The sequence below is a fragment of the Caballeronia sp. LZ016 genome (genome assembly GCF_031450805.1).
In the GTDB taxonomy this organism is placed as follows: domain Bacteria; phylum Pseudomonadota; class Gammaproteobacteria; order Burkholderiales; family Burkholderiaceae; genus Caballeronia.
The window spans coordinates 268,567-285,605 of record NZ_JARTVY010000001.1 but is presented as its reverse complement, the minus strand read 5'-3'; the positions used below and the strand labels follow the sequence as shown (position 1 = coordinate 285,605).

The window sequence follows — 17,039 nt, the reverse complement described above, 5'->3', positions numbered from 1 at the left end:
TGTATTTATAATACCACCCCACACGACGTCAAGACCGTTTCAAGGCTTTTTGGTCATATTTCGTCCACCGATGGTCAGATTCGTCAGCAGCGCCAGCGGCCGCGTCCAAGTCGTGCGCTGCCGGCATCACAGATGCGCGCGTCGGCATTCAGGCGACGAGTTGCCTCTCATTTTTGAGAGGCACGCGTTTTTTTTCGCTACCAGTTATGAACAGAGGTCGCTCCATGCGCTTCGAAAGGGTTCCCTATCACCTCGTCAGTGCCGCAACGGCTGCCATGCTTCTGGCGGCGTGCGGACAGAAACAATCGGCCCCGCCGCCGCAGACGCCCGAAGTCGGCGTCGTGACGGTCCAGCCGACCGCCGTGCCGGTCACGACCGAACTGCCGGGCCGCACGAGCGCGTATCTCGTCGCGCAGGTGCGGGCGCGCGTCGACGGCGTCGTGCTGCGCCGTGAATTCACCGAAGGCAGCATCGTCAAGGCGGGGCAGCGGCTCTACAAGATCGATCCGGCGCCGTACATCGCCCAGTTGAACAACGCGAAGGCGTCGCTGGCGAAGGCGCAGGCCAATCTCGCATCGACGACCGCGCAGGCGAATCGCTACAAGGTGCTCGTCGCGGCGAACGCCGTCAGCAAGCAGGACTACGACAACGCCGTCGCCTCGCAAGGCCAGGCCGCAGCCGATGTGGCAGCGGGCAAGGCTGCCGTCGATACCGCGCAGATCAACCTCGGCTATACCGATGTCGTCTCGCCGGTCACGGGTCAGGTCGGCATTTCGCAGGTCACGCCGGGCGCCTACGTGCAGGCGAGCCAGGCCACGCTGATGGCTACCGTTCAGCAGCTCGATCCCACTTACGTCGATCTCACGCAGTCGAGTCTCGATGGCCTCAAGCTGCGTCGCCAGATTCAGGAAGGCCGTCTCACGACGAGCGGCCCGAATGCCGCGAAGGTGTCGCTCGTGCTGGAAGACGGCCGCGTCTATTCGGAGAAGGGCAAGCTGCAGTTCACCGACGTCACCGTCGATCAGACCACCGGCTCCGTCACCGTTCGCGCGATCTTCCAGAACAAGGACCGCGTGCTGCTGCCGGGCATGTTCGTGCGCGCGCGCATCGAAGAGGGCGTGAATCCGAGCGCGCTCGTCGTGCCGCAGATCGGCATCACGCACGATCAGAAGGGCACGCCGACCGCGCTCGTCGTCGGCGACGACAACAAGGTCGCGCTGCGCCAGCTCGTCACGTCCGGCACCTACGGCCAGAACTGGGTCGTCGAAAGCGGCCTGAAGCCGGGTGACCGCGTGATCGTGCAAGGCGTCGACAAGGTCAAGCCGGGTGCGGACGTCAAGGCAGTGCCCGCGCAACTGCCGGCAGCGGCCGGGGGCGCCTCCCAGGCGAGCGATGCGCAAGCCGCGCAGTCCGCGTCGTCCGCTCAACCCGCATCTGCTGCCTCGGGCGCGTAAAACCAGGAGCCCGCCTCATGGCAAAGTTCTTTATCGATCGCCCGATTTTCGCGTGGGTGATCGCCATCGTTCTGATGCTCGCCGGTATCGCGGCCATCTTCACGTTGCCGGTCGCGCAGTATCCGACCATCGCGCCGCCGGGCGTGCAGATCAGCGCGACGTATCCGGGCGCATCGGCGAAAACGGTCGAAAACACCGTGACGCAGGTGATCGAGCAGCAGATGAGCGGTCTCGACCACCTGCTGTATCTGTCGTCCACGTCGGATGACTCCGGCACCGCGACCATCACGCTGACGTTCGCGCCGGGCACGAACCCGGACATCGCGCAGGTGCAGGTGCAGAACAAGCTGCAGCTCGCGACGCCGCTTCTTCCGCAAGTCGTGCAGCAGCTCGGCACCAAGGTCACGAAGTCGAGCAACAGCTTCCTGCTCGTGCTCGCGTTCGTGTCCGAAGACGGCAGCATGTCGAAGTACGACCTCGCGAACTACGTGGCGTCGCACATTCAGGATCCGGTCAGCCGTCTCGACGGCGTCGGCACGGTCACGCTGTTCGGCTCGCAATACGCGATGCGCATCTGGCTCGACGCCAACAAGCTGACCAACTTTGGCCTCACGCCGGTCGACGTGCAGACCGCGCTGCAGGCGCAGAACGTGCAGGTCGCGGGCGGCTCGCTCGGCGGCACGCCGTCGGTGCCGGGGCAGATGCTGCAGGCGACCATCACCGAAGCGACGCTGCTGTCCACGCCCGAGCAGTTCGGCAACGTGCTGCTGAAGGTCAATCAGGACGGCTCGCAAGTGCGCCTGAAGGACGTGGCGCGCATCGAGCTCGGCGGCGAGAACTACAACTTCGACACGAAGTACAGCGGCCAGCCCGCGGCGGGCTTCGGTATTCAGCTCGCGACCGGCGCGAACGCGCTCGCGACCGCAAAGGCCGTGCGCCAGAAGATCGACGAGCTGTCGAAGTACTTCCCGCACGGGCTCGTCGTGAAGTACCCGTACGACACGACGCCGTTCGTGCGCCTGTCGATCGAGGACGTGGTCAAGACGCTGATCGAAGGCATCGTGCTGGTGTTCCTCGTGATGTATCTGTTCCTGCAGAACCTGCGCGCGACGCTGATCCCGACCATCGCGGTGCCGGTGGTTCTGCTCGGCACGTTCGCGATCATGGCGGCGGTCGGCTTCTCGATCAACACGTTATCGATGTTCGGTCTCGTGCTCGCGATCGGCCTCTTGGTCGACGATGCGATCGTGGTGGTGGAAAACGTCGAGCGGGTGATGGCGGAAGAGGGCTTGTCACCACGCGAGGCGACCCGCAAGGCGATGGGCCAGATCACCGGCGCGCTGGTGGGCGTGGCGCTCGTGCTGTCGGCGGTGTTCGTGCCGGTGGCGTTGTCGGGCGGCTCGGTCGGGGCGATCTATCGACAGTTCTCGCTGACGATCGTCTCCGCGATGGTGCTCTCCGTGCTGACCGCGTTGATCCTGACGCCGGCGCTGTGCGCGACGATCCTGAAGCCGATTCCGCAGGGCCATCACGAACAGAAGAAGGGCTTCTTCGGCTGGTTCAACCGCACCTTCGACAAGAGCCGCGACAAGTATCACTCGGGCGTGTATCACGTCATCAAGCGTTCGGGACGGTGGCTGCTGATCTACCTGGTCGTGATCGTCGCGGTGGGCCTGTTGTTCGTGAAGCTGCCGAAGTCGTTCCTGCCGGATGAAGACCAGGGCACGATGTTCGTGCTCGTGCAGACGCCGGCCGGCTCCACGCAGGAAACCACGGCGCGCGCGCTGAAGGACGTGTCCGACTATCTGCTGAACGACGAAAAGGCGATCGTCGAATCGACGTTCACGGTCAACGGCTTCAGCTTCGCGGGCCGCGGTCAGAACGCGGGTCTCGTGTTCGTGCGGATGAAGGACTACGCGCAGCGCCAGAAGGGCGACCAGAAGGTGCAGGCGCTCGTCGGCCGGCTGTTCGGGCGCTTCTCCGGCTACAAGAACGCGGTGGTGTTCCCGGTCAATCCGCCGTCGATTCCCGAACTCGGCACGGCAGCGGGCTTCGACTTCGAGCTGCAGGACCGTGCGGGCGTGGGCCACGATGCGCTGATGAACGCGCGTAACCAGTTGCTCGGCATGGCCGCGAAGGACCCGTCGCTCGCGCAGGTGCGTCCGAACGGCCTGAACGATACGCCGCAGTTCAAGGTGAACATCGATCGCGAGAAGGCGCTGGCGCTCGGCGTCACGGCGGCATCCATCGATCAGACGTTCTCGATCGCGTGGGCATCGGCGTATGTGAACAACTTCCTCGACACCGATAGCCGGATCAAGAAGGTGTATCTGCAGGGCGACGCGCCGTTCCGCATGACGCCGGAAAACCTGAGCGACTGGTACGTGCGCAACGCGTCGGGCGGGATGGTGCCGTTCTCCGCGTTCGCCACCGGCAACTGGACGTACGGCTCGCCGAAACTGGAGCGCTACAACGGTATCTCGTCGGTCGAAATCCAGGGGGCGGCGGCGCCCGGCAAATCCACCGGCCAGGCAATGGCTGCGATGGAAGCGCTCGCCGCGAAGCTGCCCGCAGGCATTGGCTTCGAATGGACGGGCTTGTCGTATCAGGAAATCCAGTCGGGTTCGCAGGCGCCGATTCTGTATGGCATCTCGATTCTCGTCGTGTTCCTGTGTCTTGCGGCGCTGTATGAAAGCTGGTCGATTCCGTTCTCGGTCATCATGGTGGTGCCGCTCGGCGTGATCGGCGCGCTGCTTGCCGTGACCTTGCGCGGGCTCGAAAACGACGTGTTCTTCCAGGTCGGCCTGCTGACGACAGTCGGCTTGTCGGCGAAGAACGCGATTCTGATCGTCGAGTTTGCGCGCGAGTTGCAGATATCGGAAAAGATGGGCCCGATCGAAGCGGCGATGGAAGCGGCGCGGCTGCGCCTGCGCCCCATCCTGATGACCTCGCTCGCGTTCATTCTCGGCGTGATGCCGCTTGCGATCAGCAACGGCGCGGGTTCGGCGAGCCAGCACGCGATCGGCACGGGCGTGATCGGCGGGATGCTGACCGCGACGTTCCTCGCGATCTTCATGGTGCCGATGTTCTTCGTCGTGATCCGCGCGCAGTTCAGCGGCGACAAGGAAAATCCGGAAGTCGCGCTGGAGCATTACGAGCAGCATCACCCTGACGAGCAGCATCCGCGCGATGGCAACGAAGGACACTGACATGCGTAGACTTTCTTTGATGGCAGCGGCCATCGCGGTTCTGGCGACGGGCTGCACGATGGAGCCGAAGTACGAGCGTCCCGCCGCGCCCGTGTCGACGACGTTCCCGACCGGCGGCGTCTACGCGACGCAGCCGGGCGTGGCCCAGGGTGCGCGCAGTGCGCAGGGCGTCGCGGGCGCGGATATCGGCTGGCGGGACTTTTTCGTCGATGCGCGCCTGCAGCGGCTCATCGATATCGCTTTGAAAAACAACCGCGACTTGCGCGCGTCGGTGCTGAACATTCAGGCGGCGCAGGCGCAGTATCGGATCGTGCGTTCCGAACTGTTCCCGGCGATCGATGCTCAGGCGGGCCAGTCGGTGCAGCGCACGCCGCGCAACCTGTCGTTCCTCAACCAGACGATCTCGCGGACATACTCGGTCGGCCTGAATGCGTCGTGGGAAATCGATCTCTTCGGGCGCGTGCAAAGCCTGCGGGATCAGGCGCTCGCGCAGTATTTCTCGACCGCGTACGCCCGCAAGGCGTTCGAGATTTCGCTGATTTCGCAGGTGGCCGCGCAGTATCTGCAAGTGCTGCAGGCGGACGACCTGCTGCAAGTGACCGAGCAGACGCTCAAGACGGCGCAGGAGTCGTACAACATCGTCAAGCTGCAGTTCGACAACGGCACCGCGTCCGAACTCGATCTGAGCCAGTCGCAGACGGTGGTGGAAACGGCGACGGCGAACTATCAGGCGCAGCAGCGCGCGCGGGCGCAGGCAGTGAACGCGCTCGTGCTGTTGCTCGGCGAACCGCTTCCGGACGATCTGCCAGCCGGCATGCCGCTGAACGAACAGGACTTGCTGACGGACATTCCGGCCGGCTTGCCGTCCGATCTGCTGACGCGCCGCCCGGACATCATGGAGGCGGAGCAGAACCTGGTCGCGGCGAATGCGAACATCGGCGCGGCGCGGGCGGCGTTCTTCCCGAGCATTTCGCTGACGGGCAGCTTCGGCACGCTGAGCCCGACGCTCGGCGGTCTCTTCAAGCCGGGCTCGGCTGCATGGAGCTTCGCCCCGACGATCACGCTGCCGATTTTCGAGGGCGGCCAGAATCAGGCGAATCTCGATCTGGCGAACATCCAGAAGAATATTCAGATCGCGCAGTACGAGAAGGCGATTCAGTCGGCATTTCGCGATGTCGCCGATGGCCTCGCCGCACGCGGCACCTACGATCAGCAGATCCAGGCGCTCGAACGCGACACCGCCGCGCAGCAACGCCGTCTCGACTTGTCGACGATGCGTTACCGCCAGGGCGTCGATAGCTATCTCGGCGTGCTGACCGCGCAGCAGGACTTGTACTCCGTGCAGCAGACGCTCATCACCGCGCGCACCGAACGGCTCGCCAATCTGGTGACGCTGTATCAGGCGCTCGGCGGCGGATGGATCGAGCATACCGGCGACCAGCCGCGCCCCGCCGATGCTCCCGCCGATGTCGGATCGGCAAGCGCACCGCAGGGCGCATCGTCGCCAGCGGCAGCGGGATGATGCAGAACGCTGCCTAGTATCGGCAAGTCGAAGCCCGGCCATCGCGCCGGGCTTTTTTTCGGCCGTCGCTCGTGGCTAGGAATGCTTCGATACATTTGGTTTGCCGTCGTCAAATTTCATCGAATATGCGCTTCCATTAGCCATCCTGATGAAAGTCGCTATCTATAATCGCCCCGCTTGACGCGTTCGGGTATCGGGCGTCCATCGCACTGCGCTCACGGACGCCGCGAGCGAGGCCGTGCCTCTTCAGGCGGTGCCTCTTCGCCTGCCGTCGCGCAGGCAGCCGTCACAGCGAGATGGGCTCGTCCTGCACGCCATCTGCGGCGCGCCGGGCATGCGGCGGCCACACGCGCCGTCCGCATTCAGCACGCAACAAGTGCATCGATCGGTGTCCGCGCACGCCGGGCATCCGCGCTCATTGGCGTTCCCCACGGAGAACGCACGCACTTTCCCTTTTTCAAGTCATCAAAGAGGTCGCCGCTTCATGCGCTTCGAAAGGATTCCACACCGCCTCATCAGTGTCATGGCGGCCGCCATGCTCGCCGCTGCCTGCGGAGACAAGCATGCACCGATGACGCCGCCCACGCCCGAAGTCGGCGTCGTCACGCTTGCACCCGCCGCGGTGACGGTGACGAGCGAACTGCCGGGCCGCACCAGTGCGTTCGTCGATGCCCAGGTGCGCGCGCGTGTCGATGGCATCGTGCTCAAGCGCGAGTTCACCGAGGGCGGTCTCGTCAGGGCCGGCCAGCGCCTCTACAAGATCGATCCCGCGCCGTATCTCGCGCAGCTGGACAGCGCGAAGGCATCGCTTGCGAAGGCGCAGGCGAATCTCGTCTCGACGACGGCCCAGGCCGAGCGCTACAAGGTGCTGGTCGCCGCGAACGCGGTCAGCAAGCAGGACTACGACAACGCGGTCGCCGCGCTCGGCCAGGCCGCAGCGGAGGTGGCGGCGGCGAAGGCATCGGTGCGGACGGCGCAGATCAACGTCGGCTATACGGATGTGGTGTCGCCCGTGAGCGGCCAGATCGGCATCTCGCAGGTCACGCCCGGCGCCTACGTGCAGGCGAGCCAGGCCACGTTGATGGCGACCGTGCAGCAGCTCGACCCGATGTACGTCGATCTCACGCAATCGAGCCTCGACGGTCTCAAGCTGCGCCGTCAGATGCAGGAAGGGCGTCTTGCGAGCGCCGGCCCGAACGCAGCCGAAGTGACGCTGATTCTCGAAGACGGCCGCGTGTATCCCGAGAAAGGAAGGCTCCAGTTCAGCGATGTGACCGTCGACCGTTCGACCGGCTCCGTCACCGTGCGCGCGGTATTTCCGAACAAGGACCGCGTGCTGTTGCCGGGCATGTTCGTGCGCGCGCGCATCGAAGAGGGCGTCAATGCGAACGCGCTGCTCGTGCCGGTCGCCGGCGTCACGCATGACCAGAAGGGCACGGCCATCGCGATGGTCGTCGGCCAGGACGGCAAGGTCGCGCCGCGCCCGCTCGTGACATCGGGCATGCAGGGACAGAACTGGATTGTCGAAAGCGGCGTCGCGGCGGGCGATCGCGTGATCGTCGAGGGCGTCGACAAGGTTCAGCCGGGGATGGCGGTGAAGGCCGCTCCCGTCGCGGCTGCTTCCGCGCCTAAGGCCTGAACCGGGGAGGCATTGCATCTATGGCCAGATTCTTCATCGATCGCCCGATCTTCGCGTGGGTGATCGCCATCATTCTGATGCTCGCGGGCCTCGCGTCGGTATCGACGCTGCCGGTCGCGCAGTATCCGACGGTCGCGCCGCCGTCCATCCAGATCAACGCGATGTTCCCCGGCGCATCGGCGCAAACCGTCGAGAACACGGTGACGCAGGTGATCGAGCAGCAAATGAACGGGCTCGACCACTTGCTGTATCTGTCGTCCACTTCCGACGATTCGGGCGCCGCGACCATCACGCTCACGTTCGCGCCGGGCACGAACCCCGACATCGCGCAGGTTCAGGTGCAGAACAAGCTGCAGCTCGCCACGCCGAGCCTGCCGCAAGTGGTGCAGCAACTGGGCCTCAGCGTGTCGAAGGCGAGCAACAGCTTCCTGCTCGTGCTCGCGTTCGTGTCCGGAGACGGCAGCATGGACCGCAACGACCTCGCGAACTACGTGGCGTCGCACGTGCAGGATTAGATCAGCCGTATCGACGGCGTCGGCACGGTGAACCTGTTCGGCACGCAATACGCAATGCGTATCTGGCTCGATCCGAACAAGCTGACGAAGTACAGCCTCATGCCGACCGACGTCCAGCAGGCGCTGCAGGCGCAGAACGTCCAGGTCGCGGGCGGCTCGCTCGGCGGCACCCCTGCGGTGCCCGGTCAGGCGATGCAGGCCACCATCACCGAGGCGACGCTGCTGCGCACGCCCGAACAGTTCGGCAACGTGCTGCTGAAGTCGAACGCGGACGGATCGCAGGTGCGCGTGAAGGATGTCGCGCGCGTCGAGCTCGGCGGTGAGAACTACAACTTCGAGACGCAGTACAACGGGCATCCGGCGGCGGGCTTCGGCATCAGTCTCGCGACCGGCGCGAATGCGCTCGCCACGGCGGAACGCGTGCGCAAGAAAGTCGCCGAGCTCTCGAAGTACTTCCCGCACGGGCTCGTCGTCACGTATCCGTACGACACGACGCCGTTCGTGCGGCAGTCCATTTCGGACGTGATCAAGACCCTGTGCGAAGCCATCGTGCTCGTGTTCCTCGTGATGTATCTGTTCCTGCAGAACATCCGCGCCACGCTCATTCCGACCATCGCGGTGCCGGTCGTGCTGCTCGGCACGTTCGCGATCATGGCGGCGCTCGGCTTCTCGATCAACACGCTGTCGATGTTCGGCATCGTGCTCGCCATCGGCCTGCTCGTGGACGACGCCATCGTGGTCGTCGGGAACGTCGAGCGCGTGATGAGCGAGGACGGCCTGCCGCCGCGCGAAGCCACGCGCCGTGCGATGGGCCAGATCACCGGCGCGCTGATCGGCGTGGCGCTCGTGCTGTCGGCGGTGTTCGTGCCGGTGGCGTTCTCGGGCGGATCGGTCGGCGTGATCTATCGCCAGTTCTCGCTGACGATCGTCTCCGCGATGGTCCTGTCCGTGCTCACCGCGATGATCCTCACGCCCGCGCTGTGCGCAACCATTCTGAAGCCGCTGCCCAAAGGCCACGCGCAGAAATCGACGGGCTTCTTCGGCTGGTTCAACCGCGTGTTCGACAAGAGCCGCGACCGGTATCACGCGGGCGTGACCCACGTGATCCGCCGCTCGGGGCGCTGGCTCGTCATCTATCTGGCGATTATCGCGGTGGTCGGCCTGCTGTTCGCGAAGCTGCCGAAAGCGTTCCTGCCCGATGAAGACCAGGGCACGATGTTCATCCTCGTCGCCGGTCCGGCCGGATCGACACAGGAAACGACGCAACGCGCGCTCGACGATGTCGCCGCTTATCTGTTGAAGGAAGAGAAGGCGGTCGTCGAATCCGTGTTTACCCGTGAACGGCTTCAGCTTCGCAGGGCGCGGGCAGAACTCCGGTCTCGTGTTCGTGCGGCTGAAGGACTATGCGGAGCGGCGGCACGCGGACGCCACGATTCAGGCGCTCGTCGGCCGCACGTTCGGGCGTTTCGCGGGCTATCGCAACGCGATGGTCTACCCGGTCAATCCGCCGTCGATTCCCGAACTCGGCACGGCGGCGGGCTTCGACTTCGAGCTGCAGGACCGCGCGGGCGTGGGCCACGACGCGCTGATGGCCGCGCGCAACCAATTGCTCGGCATGGCGGCGAAAGACCCGTCGCTTGCGGGCGTGCGTCCGAACGGCCTGAACGACACGCCGCAGTTCAAGGTGAACATCGACCGTGAGAAGGCGCTGGCGCTGGGCGTCGCGCCATCCGCGATCGATCAGACGTTCTCGGCGGCGTGGGCATCGATGTATGTGAACAACTTCCTCGATACCGACAACCGCATCAAGAAGGTCTATCTGCAAGGCGACGCGCCGTTCCGCATGTCGCCCGGGGATATCGACGGCTGGTACGTGCGCAACGCGTCGGGCGGCATGGTGCCGTTCTCCGCGTTCGCGACCGGCGAATGGCGCAACGGCTCGCCGAAGCTCGAGCGCTACAACGGCATGTCGTCGGCCGAAATCCAGGGCGCGGCTGCGCCCGGCAAATCCACTGGCCAGGCGATGGCCGCGATGGAAGCGCTCGCCGCGAAGCTGCCGGCGGGCATCGGCTACGAATGGACGGGCTTGTCGCTTCAGCAGATCCAGTCCGGCTCGCAAGCGCCCATTCTGTACGGCATATCGATCCTCGTCGTGTTCCTTTGTCTCGCGGCGCTGTACGAAAGCTGGTCGATTCCGTTCTCGGTCATCATGGTCGTCCCGCTCGGCGTGATCGGCGCGCTGCTTGCCGTGACCATGCGCGGACTCGAAAACGATGTGTTCTTCCAGGTCGGCCTGCTGACGACGGTCGGCCTGTCGGCGAAGAACGCGATTCTGATCGTCGAGTTCGCGCGCGATTTGCAGCTCAATCACAACATGGGACCGGTCGCGGCCGCGCTCGAAGCGGCGCGCTTGCGCCTGCGTCCGATTCTGATGACCTCGCTTGCGTTCATCCTCGGCACGCTGCCGCTCGCGATCAGCAATGGCGCGGGTTCGGCGAGCCAGCACGCGATCGGCACCGGCGTGATCGGCGGCATGGTCACCGCGACGTTCTTCGCCATCTTCATGGTGCCGATGTTCTTTGTCGTGGTGCGCGCGCGTTTCGGCGGCGACAGGGAAGACACGAACGCGGCCATCGCGGATTACGAGCGGCAGCGTTCGCAGGAGGGACATTGACATGCGTAGATTCACTTTCATTGCAGCGGCCGCCTCCATTCTGGCGACGGGCTGCACGCTCGCACCGACCTACGAGCGTCCCGCCGCGCCGGTCGCTCCGGCGTTCCCGGGTGGCGGCGTCTACGCGACGCAGCCAAGCGCGGCACACGGCGCGCGCAGTGCGGAAGGCGTCGCGGCGGCGAACATCGGCTGGCGTGAGTTTTTCGTCGATGCGCGCCTGCAGCGGCTCATCGATATCGCGCTAAAGAACAACCGCGACCTGCGCACGTCGGTGCTGAACGTGCAGGCAGCGCAGGCGCAGTATCGGATCGTGCGTTCGGAACTGTTTCCGGCGATCGCGGCGCAAGCCGACCAGTCGAAGCAGCGCACGCCGCGCAGTCTTTCGTTTCTCGATCAGACCATCTCGAACACCTATTCGGTCGGCCTGAATGCATCGTGGGAACTGGACTTGTTCGGGCGCGTGCAAAGCCTGAAAGATCAGGCGCTCGCGCAGTATTTCGCGACGGCCTACGCCCGCAAGGCGTTCGAGATTTCGCTGGTGTCGCAGGTGGCCGCGCAGTATCTGCAAGTGCTGCAGGCGGACGATCTGCTAAGGATCACCGAGCAAACGCTGAAGACGGCGCGCGAGTCGTATCGCATCGTCAAGCTGCAGTTCGTTACCGGGGCGGCTTCCGAACTCGACCTCAGCCAATCGCAGACGGTGGTGGAAACGGCGAGCGCCAACTATCAGGCACAGCAGCGCGCGCGGGCACAGGCGGTCAACGCGCTCGCGCTGCTGCTCGGCGAACCGCTTCCGGACGATCTCCCGCCCGGCATGCCGCTCGATGGACAGGACCTGCTGACGGACATCCCGGCGGGCCTGCCGTCCGATCTGCTCGCGAATCGCCCGGACATCATGGAGGCGGAACAGAACCTTCGCGCGGCCAACGCGAATATCGGCGCGGCGCGGGCGGCGTTCTTTCCGCGCATCTCGCTGACGGGCGGCTTCGGCACCTTGAGTCCGACGCTCGGTGGATTGTTCAAGCCGGGTTCGGCCGCATGGAGCTTCGCGCCGACGATCACGCTGCCCATCTTCGAAGGTGGCCAGAATCAGGCGAATCTGGACCTGGCCAACATCCAGAAGAACATCCAGATCGCGCAGTACGAGAAGGCGATCCAATCGGCGTTCCGCGATGTCGCCGATGCCCTCGCCGCACGCGGCACCTTCGATCAGCAAATTCAGGCGCTCGAACGCGATGCCGCCGCGCAGCAACGCCGTCTCGACTTGTCGACGATGCGTTATCGACAGGGCGTCGACAGCTATCTCGGCGTGCTGACCGCGCAGCAGGACCTGTATGCGGCGCAGCAGTCGTTGATCGTCGCGCGCACGCAGCGCCTTGCGAACCTCGTCGGGTTGTATCGGGCGCTGGGCGGCGGATGGATCGAGCGCACCGGCGACGCGCCCCGCGCAGCGGATGCGCCCGCATCATCGGCATAAAAGAAAAAAGCGCCGCGGTTCATCACCGCGGCGCTCGAGCACCAACCGCCAGCACTTCCCCCTTACTGCGCTTCCGACGCCCGCGCGGTTCCGTCGAACTCATGCCCGGCCTGGCGGATTTCGCAGCGCGCGTCGCGTTCCTTGCGCACGCCGTTGAACACGATGTTCAGCACCACCGCCGACACCGAAGCCAGCAGAATCCCGCTGTGAAGAATCGGCTCGAGCGCGTGCGGCAGTTGCGAGAAGAATTTCGGCGCGACCACCGGCACGAGCCCGAGACCCACGCTCACCGCGACGATGAACAGGTTGTGATGGTTCTTCGCGAAGTCCACCTTCGAGAGCACCTTGATGCCGTTCGCCGCCACCATCCCAAACATAACGATGCCCGCGCCGCCGAGCACGAACGGCGGCACCGATGCGACGACTTGCGCCATCTTCGGAAAGAGACCGAGCAGCACGAGAATCACGCCGCCCGTCGCGCAGACGAAGCGGCTTTTCACGCCGGTCACGCCGATCAGCCCGACGTTCTGAGAAAACGACGTATGCGGGAACGAGTTGAAGACGCCGCCGATCAGCGTGCCGAGACCGTCGACACGCAAGCCGCGCACGAGCGCCTTCTGATCGACCGGACGCTCCACCAGATCGCCGACCGCGAGGAACATGCCGGTCGATTCGATGAACGTCACGAACATGACGATGACCATCGTCGCGACGGAGAGCGCATCGAAGTGCGGCAGGCCGAAGTGGAACGGCATCACGATGCCGACCCACGGCGCATGTGCGACGCCGTCCATGCTGACGCGGCCGAGCATCGCGGCGATCACGAAGCCCGCGACGATGCCGAGCAGCACCGAAATATTCGCGATGAAGCCGCGCGCGAACTTGTTGATGAGCAGGATCAGCGACAGCACCACGAGCGACAGCAGCAGATACACCGGATTGCCGTAGTCGGGATTGCCGACGCCGCCCGCCGCCCAGTTGATGCCGACGCCCATCAGCGAAAGCCCGATCACCGCGATCACGGTGCCGACCACCACCGGCGGGAAGAAGCGCAAGAGCTTGCCGATCATCGGCGCGAGGAAGATGCCGATGACGCCCGCCGCGATCGTCGCACCGAAGACATCGAGAATGCCGAGCGAGGGATTGGTGCCGATGGCGACCATCGGACCGACGGCGGCGAAAGTGCAGCCCATGATGACCGGCAGGCGAATGCCGAATATCCACAGGCCGAGCGTCTGGATGAGCGTCGCGACGCCGCATGAAAACAGGTCGGCGCTGATCAGGAATGCGACTTCGTCCTTCGTGAGATGCATCGCTGCGCCGAGGATCAGCGGGACGGCGACGGCGCCCGCGTACATTACGAGGACGTGCTGTATGCCGAGCGTCAGGAGCTGACCTGTCGGCAGCCGCTCGTCGCACGGATGGACCAACGCTCGCGCGTTCGCGTCGCTGAAACTCGATGCCATGTCGTCTCCTTGATTGCCTTTTCACTTGAATGGCCTCCAAGGTAAGTGCGTCAAAAAGCCCTAACAAGACCACGCGTCTCTATACGTCGCGTTCGCAAGCCGATATGGAAAACACGCGCGGCGCACGGCAAGATGGCGTCGCAGCCTTGGCTGGAAGGGGTTTGACGCACGCGCGAGGATTCATGTCGTGTGACGAAAGGCTGCAATTTCGCGCGCGTCGTTATGATGTTCATTACGGCGCTCGTATAGTCCGTTTTTGGCGCCGCGCGCGCTTTAGCGGGGTTAACCCGCGATTTGCGCGTTTTCCCTAACGCTTTTCCAGCAAGACCGGAGACGTCATTCCATGCGTTTTCTTGGCATCGATCTGGGCACCGGTTCGATCAAACTCGCCATCGTCGATGACGCGGCGCGCGAAGTCGCATCGTCGAGTGCGGCGTATGCGGTATCGAGCGCGCATCCCGGCTGGGCCGAAACTTCCGCCGATGCGTGGCATGCCGCGCTCGTCGATGCGGCCGCGCGTTTGCCATCGGACGAGCGGGCTGCGGTGAGCGCGATCGGCTTCTCAGGCCAGATGCACGGCCTGGTGCCCACCGCCGCCGATGGCCGCGCGCTGCGCCCCGCGATGCTCTGGCCCGATACGCGTGCAAGCAGCCTCCTCGACGCGTGGCCCGAGCCGCAGCCGAATCCCGTCGCGCCGGGCATGGCCGGACCGTTGCTGCGCTGGCTCGCGATCAACGAACCGGCGGTCGCCGCCGACATGCGATGGGCGTTGCAGCCGAAGGACTGGCTGCGTGCGCGGCTGGGCGGCGCGTTCGTCACCGATCCGTCCGACGCCTGCGCGACGGCGCTGGCTTCGTCCGCCGGCGATTGGGACGAGGCGCTCATCGACAGGCTCGCCTTGCCGCGCGCGTGGTTGGCGCCGGTGGCGGCATCCCATGCGGAAGGCGGCGCGCTGTCGGCGCAAGCGGCGGCGGAACTGGGCTTGCACGCGGGCATCCCGATGGCCGTCGGCGCGGGCGATACGCCATGCGCCGCGCTCGGCAGCGGCCTCACCAACGATGGCGATGCGCTGTTGACGACGGGCAGCGGCGGGCAGATCGTCGTGATGAGCGAGCAAGCGCCAGCGTCGATGCGCGGCTTGCATACGTATCGCGGGGCGACGGGGACGTGGTATCGCATGGCGGCGATGCAGAATGTCGGCGTAGCGCTCGAAGCGGTGCGCGGCTGGCTGGGCTTTGCGAACTGGCCCGCCGCCTACGACGAAGCCTTCGCCGCCGACGCGAGCGCATCCCTGAGCTTCCTGCCGTATCTGAGCGGCGAGCGTTCGCCGTGGATGAACCCGGCGGCGCGCGGCGGCTGGCTCGGCCTCGGCCTCGACGATACTCGCGGCTCGCTGATGCGCGCCGCGTTCGAAGGCGTGGCATTCGCATTGCGCGCGGGCCTCGATGCCATCCGCCGCAGCGGCACGCCATTGAGCGCGATGCGTCTTGCAGGCGGCGGCTCGATCGATGCTCGCTGGCGTCAGCTCCTCGCCGATGCGCTCGATGCCGAGCTCGACGCCGTCGATTGCCCGAACGCGGCGGCACGCGGCGCGGCGATGCTCGGCGGCATCGCGGCGGGACACTGGCGCATGGCGGAACTCGCAGCGCTTGCGCCGGCAGCGACGCGCGTCGCTTCCCCGCGAGCCGACGCCGCGCTCGAAGTCAGGCACGCGCGTTTCATCGATCTTTATGGGCGCGTCGAAAGCTGGTTCTGACGGCGGGCGCGTTAGCCCTTACACTTTGGCCTCTGCTTCGATTCAAGCCGCGCCCCGCAGCGTCATCCGGCGCATCACGACAACATCGATCTTCCGCCATGTCCGCATCCGCACCGTCGCAACCCGACTTCCGCTCGCGCCAGTTCCTGCTCGATCACGCGCTGCGCACGATGATCTTCTATCACCCGCACTGCATGGACCCCGCAGGCGGCTTCTATCACTTCTACAAGAACGACGGCGCCATCTATGACCGCAAGTCGCGTCATCTGGTGTCGAGCACGCGCTTCGTGTTCAACTACGCGATGGCGTACAAGCACTACGGTCTCGACGAGTTTCGCGGCGGCGTGCGGCATGGCATCGACTATCTGCGCGAGGTTCATCGCAATCCGCAAACGGGCGGTTATGCGTGGACGCTGAACGGCCGCGAGGTCACGGATGCGACGAATCACTGCTATGGCCTCGCGTTCGTCGTGCTGGCGTACGCGAAGGCGATCGAAGCGGGCTTCGAGGAAGCGCGCGCCTATCTCGACGAAACATGGCAGCTGATGGAAACGCGCTTCTGGGACGCGGAGCACGGTCTCTACAAGGACGAGGCGAGCGCGGACTGGGAGGTGTCGGAGTATCGCGGGCAGAACGCGAACATGCATGCGTGCGAGGCGTTTCTCGCGGCGTTCGAAGCGACCGGCGAGGCGCGTTATCTCGACCGCGCCGCGCTGCTCGCCGACAACATGGTGAACCGTCAGGCGGCGCTCGCGGGCGGTCTCGTCTGGGAGCACTACAAGCCGGACTGGTCGATCGACTGGGACTACAACAAGGGCGATCGCAGCAACATCTTCAGGCCGTGGGGCTTTCAGCCGGGACATCAGACCGAATGGGCGAAGCTGCTGCTGATCCTCGACCGGCATCGGCCCGCAACATGGCATGTGCAACGCGCGCGTGAACTGTTCGACCGCGCGCTGGAATCGTCGTGGGACCACGAGCATGGCGGCATGGTCTATGGCTTCGACACCGAAGGCAAGTTCTACGACGAGGACAAGTATTTCTGGGTGCAGGCAGAGTCTCTCGGGGCGGCGGCCCTGCTCGCCGACCGCATGCAGCGCGAAGGCGACGCCGATGCCGCCGCGCATTACTGGCGCGAGTACGACCGCCTGTGGGCGTATAGCTGGGCGCATTTCGTCGACCATCGATACGGCGCGTGGTATCGCATCCTGAGCCGCGACAATCGCCAGTACAGCGACGAGAAAAGCCCCGCCGGCAAGACCGACTATCACACGATGGGCGCGTGCTACGAAGTCCTGAATATCATTCGCTGAATCAACTAACCCAG

General features: G+C 65.2%; 8 protein-coding genes and 1 pseudogene. 8 read left to right on the top strand and 1 reads right to left on the bottom strand.

Annotated features, from left to right (window positions below; translation table 11 throughout):
* The first annotated feature begins 224 nt into the window (after positions 1 to 224).
* The 6 genes and pseudogenes from P9220_RS01320 (at position 225) to P9220_RS01295 (ending at position 12,490) form a co-directional block, all read left to right on the top strand.
* The gene (locus tag P9220_RS01320) at positions 225 to 1,454 is read left to right on the top strand and encodes an efflux RND transporter periplasmic adaptor subunit (RefSeq protein ID WP_309763213.1); all 1,230 of its coding nucleotides are present in this window, start codon (positions 225 to 227) and stop codon (positions 1,452 to 1,454) included.
* 17 nt (positions 1,455 to 1,471) lie between these two features.
* Entirely contained in the window at positions 1,472 to 4,663 is a 3,192-nt protein-coding gene (locus P9220_RS01315; protein ID WP_309763212.1) for an efflux RND transporter permease subunit, read from the top strand.
* Between the two features lies 1 nt (position 4,664).
* On the top strand, positions 4,665 to 6,185 hold the full coding sequence (locus P9220_RS01310; RefSeq protein WP_309763211.1) for an efflux transporter outer membrane subunit: 1,521 nt from the start codon (positions 4,665 to 4,667) through the stop codon (positions 6,183 to 6,185).
* A gap of 484 nt (positions 6,186 to 6,669) precedes the next feature.
* Positions 6,670 to 7,824, top strand: a complete 1,155-nt coding sequence (locus P9220_RS01305) for an efflux RND transporter periplasmic adaptor subunit (protein ID WP_309763210.1) — start codon at positions 6,670 to 6,672, stop codon at positions 7,822 to 7,824.
* Between the two features lie 20 nt (positions 7,825 to 7,844).
* A pseudogene (locus tag P9220_RS01300) lies at positions 7,845 to 11,013 on the top strand (efflux RND transporter permease subunit).
* A gap of 1 nt (position 11,014) precedes the next feature.
* Positions 11,015 to 12,490 carry an efflux transporter outer membrane subunit gene (locus tag P9220_RS01295; protein WP_309763209.1) on the top strand — a complete coding sequence of 492 codons (1,476 nt, stop codon included), beginning with the start codon at positions 11,015 to 11,017 and terminating at the stop codon, positions 12,488 to 12,490.
* A gap of 62 nt (positions 12,491 to 12,552) precedes the next feature.
* Here the strand turns inward: P9220_RS01295 and P9220_RS01290 are convergent, their stop codons facing one another.
* Complete coding sequence (locus tag P9220_RS01290; RefSeq protein WP_309763208.1) at positions 12,553 to 13,956, bottom strand: nucleobase:cation symporter-2 family protein; 1,404 nt, start codon at positions 13,954 to 13,956, stop codon at positions 12,553 to 12,555.
* A gap of 343 nt (positions 13,957 to 14,299) precedes the next feature.
* On the opposite strand from P9220_RS01290, the gene P9220_RS01285 reads away from it, so the two are divergent.
* Entirely contained in the window at positions 14,300 to 15,712 is a 1,413-nt protein-coding gene (locus tag P9220_RS01285; protein ID WP_309763207.1) for an FGGY family carbohydrate kinase, read from the top strand.
* Positions 15,713 to 15,810: 98 nt separating this feature from the next.
* Entirely contained in the window at positions 15,811 to 17,025 is a 1,215-nt protein-coding gene (locus P9220_RS01280; protein WP_309763206.1) for an AGE family epimerase/isomerase, read from the top strand.
* Positions 17,026 to 17,039: the final 14 nt, after the last annotated feature.

Excerpts from the sequence above, each read along its gene's own strand:
- P9220_RS01280 (WP_309763206.1), top strand. The coding sequence starts at position 15,811 with ATGTCCGCATCCGCACCGTCGCAACCCGACTTCCGCTCGCGCCAGTTC.
- P9220_RS01320 (WP_309763213.1), top strand. The coding sequence starts at position 225 with ATGCGCTTCGAAAGGGTTCCCTATCACCTCGTCAGTGCCGCAACGGCT.
- P9220_RS01315 (WP_309763212.1), top strand. The coding sequence starts at position 1,472 with ATGGCAAAGTTCTTTATCGATCGCCCGATTTTCGCGTGGGTGATCGCC.
- P9220_RS01310 (WP_309763211.1), top strand. The coding sequence starts at position 4,665 with ATGCGTAGACTTTCTTTGATGGCAGCGGCCATCGCGGTTCTGGCGACG.
- P9220_RS01285 (WP_309763207.1), top strand. The coding sequence starts at position 14,300 with ATGCGTTTTCTTGGCATCGATCTGGGCACCGGTTCGATCAAACTCGCC.
- P9220_RS01290 (WP_309763208.1), bottom strand. The coding sequence starts at position 13,956 with ATGGCATCGAGTTTCAGCGACGCGAACGCGCGAGCGTTGGTCCATCCG.
- P9220_RS01305 (WP_309763210.1), top strand. The coding sequence starts at position 6,670 with ATGCGCTTCGAAAGGATTCCACACCGCCTCATCAGTGTCATGGCGGCC.
- P9220_RS01295 (WP_309763209.1), top strand. The coding sequence starts at position 11,015 with ATGCGTAGATTCACTTTCATTGCAGCGGCCGCCTCCATTCTGGCGACG.